Genomic DNA, 3,125 nt, shown 5'->3' on the forward strand with positions numbered 1-3,125 from the left:
GGTAGTGTCAAAAGTTCTATGAAAACTACCTAGCGATTTAATATTTCTTCCATTTACTGGGCGGGTATGCCCCCGCAACCGCTCTTGACAAACACGCCAATGGTTTGCGTTTACTTTACCAAGGGCGACGGGGACAAAAAGAAGGCATGCTAAATAGCCCTTGGTTTTTCCATTTTAAACCATTGGCTAGTTCGGTTTGTCAAGAGTTCGCTTCGCCGGATGCTAGTTTTATTCAAGGGCTCTGCTAAACAAAAAGTTAGGTAGACCGCTGCTGGATAATCCAGCGTTGAGCTAATTCCATTAACTTTGTCCATCGCGCGGGCATTGTAGGAAGCCCTGATAGTTCTGGATTCACTACCGGGACTTTGCCCTCTAAACTTGCATGTGGACGAAGGAAATTAAAGTACGCCACAAACAACGTGACAAAAGAAACTGAACCATGTTCCGACCCAAAGCCATGAGTGGAACGATAGTTGCCCTTAAAAGTGCGGTTAAGTCTCTCGATAATTTGCTTAAGAGGTCTGTATTCCGTCGAAACAGGATCGTCGTTTGTCAGCCCAATCACTTGCTTCACATCAAAGGAAATGCCGTGCTGTGCGAAGAAATGTTGGGCTAGCAGATAGATCGGATTTCCGTCTACCACAAAGGTTAAATCTTTTGGAATCTCTTTCATCTTCAATAAGACATCATCCATTGCACGAATAGCGGAAACCGTATCTCGATTCGGTGAGACCGGATAAGAAAGGATGATTTTCTTCACCGCATTGAAAAAGAAAAATAAGTAATGCCAGTGACCATTCACTCGAATATAGGTTTCATCGCCACAAAATTGATCGGAAAGCTCGTAAGGGTAATGATCAATATATGGCTTAAGCAAAAGAGCGACGCTGTTTTCGTAGTTCAAAATCGTTTGATGTGAAATGGATACACCATGGACATCCTGCATAATGGCAGCTGTTTTACGAGCTGAAAGGCCATAGTTGACATGGTAAGTTAGAATCAACCCCAATGTATGTGGAGATGCGTAAATCTTTGACAAATCCACTACTGGAAGTTCAGGTGATTCCTTGGAAAGAGGCTTAAAATCAAGGTGAAACCGGCGAAAAATGTATCGTAATTTAAATGCCTGCGGATCCTTTTTAAACCGTTTCTTTTCTTTGGAAGACATGCCGTTTAGTTTCTTTTGGTAATAGGGACAATCGTTATTTTTGCACTTGAACACGTCAAAATCTTGTCGCTCCTTAACTTTTTCAAGGGTTTTTGAACAATGAGGGCACTTAAGAATAGCCTCTTTCAAATAACGACTCTTATTGTTAAAAAGGCAGGAACATACCTTACATTGATACTGTCCTTTGCCTCCATTATTGGCATAAAGATAATCCGATGGAGCACCACACGCTGGACAGTTCATTGACTTAGGTACAATTGCTTTTGTATTTGAACGTCTTTGAACCGGTTTTAAGGGTTTACCGTTTTTCTCAAGATAATCGGTGAGGAGTTTTTGATAATCAAGTTTTTCAAAGGTTTCGATGATAGGAAGTTCATCGACTTGAAGTTTTCGATAAGGTTTATTAACAGGCGTTTCTTCTCATTAGCCCCAAAATGAACTTGGACAATAAGAGTGATCTATTTTATACTACTTAATGTACCAAGGAGGTTGTCATCATGGCACGAACAAAACATTCAAAAGAATTTAAACTACAAGTGATAAAAGAGGTTTTGGAGACTGGCAAAAAAGCGGTAGTGGCTCGTCGCTATAATCTTAATGCTAATATGGTAGGCCGTTGGTGTACGGAATATAAAAATGGGCAATACGGTGATGTAGATGTCACAGCTATGCCTGATCTTGACCCAAAAGAAATGTCAAAAGAAAACGAAAAACTAAAAATACTACTAGGTGAAAAAGATCTTGAAATCGCGATTTTACGTGATCTTATAAAAAAGAAAAACCCTCACTTGCTGAAAAACTTGAAGTAGCTGAAAAGTGGATTCAAAAAGGCTACTCCATTTCAGTGGTGCTAAAAATCATTGGTATTCCTGGTTCCACCTACTATTATCAAAAAAACTACCGTGTGGAAGAGAAAAAAGTAAGTGAGGGACGTCCAGCACCAGGCTATTCTTTCAAAGAGGACGGCCAAAAAGTATCAGATGAACAGATCAAGGAGTTTTTATTAGAGGGGATTGCCGGCGATGCCTATAACTATGGCTATCGCAAGCTCACAAAGTTTCTTTATCGGAACCATAACCTCGTCATTAACAAGAAAAAAGTGTACCGATTATGTAAAGAATTAGGGATCTTACGTCCACAGCGTAAGAAAAAAGTCTCGCATCCTAGAAAACTAGCACGAAATCGCATCATTACTAGCTCAAATCAAATGTGGGAAGCCGATATAAAATACGGATTTGTTGAAGGTGAAGACCGCTTTTTCTTTGTCATGTCAATTATTGACGTTTATGACAGGGGGATTGTCGATATTCATATGGGCTTGAGTTGTACAGGCAGCGATGTCAATCAAGCAATGCAACGAGCACTACTGAAACGCCAACTACTTAATGCTTTGGAAAAACCTGTTATCCGAAGATAATAGAACTGAACGACAGTTTATTTCTCATACTTTCGAGGAGTTTTGTGAAAATTATAAAATAGAGCATGAAAGAATACCGCCCAAAACGCCAAATATGAATGCCCATATCGAATCATTTCATCGGATTTTTGAGGACGATTGCCTATCTAGATGGCAATTTGAAACATATGCACAAGCATATGAAGTCGTCACAAGTTTATGGTATTTTTATAACGAAAGAGTCATGCATTGAGCATTCTAAGATCTATCACCAAAAGAATTCTATGAGAATCAGGGTTCATTAGTAATTAAGGAAGTTCGAGTGTAACAGTGCCAAACTTCAGCCAAAGCACCAGCTTGATTAGGAGTGGGCGGCATGATAGCCTTGTTTGGCGATGCCGATGTTGTGACATCTGGCTGCTCGGCTGGGAAGTCATGCCCGCAGAGGCTCCTTGTCAAGCAGCATGGCCTTTTTGAAGAATAACGAAAGACAATCCAATTTTAAAAAACAATGGAAATGAGAGAATAAGAGAGATATTGTCCAAAATTCGGGGGTTAATC

The 3,125-nt window shown here is 40.0% G+C and carries 3 protein-coding genes and 1 pseudogene; 3 read left to right on the forward strand and 1 reads right to left on the reverse strand.

Annotated features, from left to right (window positions below):
* Window positions 1–256 precede the first annotated feature (256 nt).
* Window positions 257–1,585: pseudogene (locus ACQYAD_RS00060) on the reverse strand (IS6 family transposase); the annotation flags it as partial.
* 80 nt (window positions 1,586–1,665) lie between these two features.
* Between ACQYAD_RS00060 and ACQYAD_RS00065 the strand changes: the two are divergent.
* From ACQYAD_RS00065 to ACQYAD_RS00075, 3 genes are read left to right on the forward strand one after another with little or no spacing between them, the layout of a single operon-like run.
* Window positions 1,666–1,977 carry a transposase gene (locus ACQYAD_RS00065; protein ID WP_430234337.1) on the forward strand — a complete coding sequence of 104 codons (312 nt, stop codon included), beginning with the start codon at window positions 1,666–1,668 and terminating at the stop codon, window positions 1,975–1,977.
* Window positions 1,978–2,012: 35 nt separating this feature from the next.
* The gene (locus tag ACQYAD_RS00070) at window positions 2,013–2,585 is read left to right on the forward strand and encodes an IS3 family transposase (RefSeq protein ID WP_430234339.1); all 573 of its coding nucleotides are present in this window, start codon (window positions 2,013–2,015) and stop codon (window positions 2,583–2,585) included.
* Window positions 2,554–2,817, forward strand: coding sequence for an integrase core domain-containing protein (locus ACQYAD_RS00075; RefSeq protein ID WP_430234341.1), 264 nt, complete (start codon window positions 2,554–2,556; stop codon window positions 2,815–2,817). Before ACQYAD_RS00070 ends, ACQYAD_RS00075 begins: the two co-directional genes overlap by 32 nt.
* The last annotated feature ends 308 nt before the right edge of the window (window positions 2,818–3,125 follow it).

The organism is Neobacillus sp. SM06 (genome assembly GCF_050496765.1).
Taxonomy (GTDB): Bacteria; Bacillota; Bacilli; order Bacillales; family Cytobacillaceae; genus JAEVLT01.